The organism is Streptomyces sp. NPDC054847 (assembly GCF_053610925.1).
On the sequence record NZ_JBSGZJ010000812.1, the window covers coordinates 1 to 1018 of the forward strand.

Here is a 1018-nt window from a genome sequence, read left to right on the forward strand (position 1 = left end):
CGCGTGGAGCGGCGACACCGGCCGTCTGACCCGGACCGTGGCCCTGCCGGAGGACCGGCTTCCCCCGCTGCTCGACGCCGTGCGCCGGGCCGGGGCGGACCTGAGTCACCGGGCGGACTGGGAGCTGACCGGGGACGGCGTCGTCTTCAGCCTCCGCACCCGTTCCGTGGATGCCGTCACCCGGCTCGACCTGGAACTCGCGGACCGGATCGACGCCGCGGTGGAGGCCGTGGGGTCCGGCGGCCGTCCCGGATGACCCGTACCGGCCGCCCGCCGGGCCCCCTCGCGCCCGCGCGGCGGGCCGGACCAGTGACGAAGGAGAGCACGATGGATCACGAGACGTTCATCGGGCAGGTCCAGGACCGTGCCCACCTCGGCAGCCGAGGCGCCGCGGAGTCCGCGACCCGGGCCACCCTGGAGACCCTCGCGGAGCGCGTCCCCGCCGGGCTGGCCGACAATCTCGCCGCCCAGCTGCCCGCCGAGATCGGCGAGCATCTGCGTCGGGTGGCCACCGCCCCCGACCAGCCGGCCACCGGCGTGCCGATGAGCAACCGGGATTTCTTCGACCGGGTCGCCCAGCGGGCCCATGAGAGCACCCCCAAGGCCGCGCACGAGGCGCGCTGCGTCATGGAAGTGGTCGGGGAAGCCACGCAGGGCGCCCTGACGGACAAGATCCGCCACTCCCTGGACGACGAGCTGGCGGGCTCCCTCTTCGCGGGCAGTTCCGGCGGCGCGTGAGCGGTCGGGCCGGCCGATCCCCCGCCGGCAAGGACGTGACGACCGGGGTCTGCGGGCAGCGGGCGACCGGAGCTGTGCGGCTCCGACACCCTGGCCGGGGCCCCGGTGACGCGCGGCCGGGCCCCGGCGCCGGGTAGGGCGCTCGCGTACGGCCGGTGGGCCCGGCCGGGGCGGGCGCCCGGGGGCTAGGCCGGGGCGAGGGCGCGGGTGAAGCGCAGGGCTGGGTGCCCGTCGAGGACGGTGGTGCCCGTTTCCGTGAAGCCGTTGCGGGCGAGGACGG

At 76.9% G+C, this 1018-nt stretch carries 2 protein-coding genes; both read left to right on the forward strand.

What is annotated here, in order from left to right; genetic code table 11:
- On the forward strand, positions 1–256 hold a 256-nt coding region (locus ACWGH4_RS35400; RefSeq protein ID WP_453468043.1), incomplete at its 5' end, for a 4a-hydroxytetrahydrobiopterin dehydratase.
- Positions 257–327: 71 nt separating this feature from the next.
- Positions 328–738: a DUF2267 domain-containing protein gene (locus tag ACWGH4_RS35405; RefSeq protein WP_453468045.1), complete on the forward strand. Its 411-nt coding sequence runs from the start codon at positions 328–330 to the stop codon at positions 736–738.
- Positions 739–1018 lie beyond the last annotated feature (280 nt).

What these genes read in the sequence shown, in the direction of transcription:
- ACWGH4_RS35405 (WP_453468045.1), top strand. Translation starts at nt 328, where the DNA reads ATGGATCACGAGACGTTCATCGGGCAGGTCCAGGACCGTGCCCACCTC.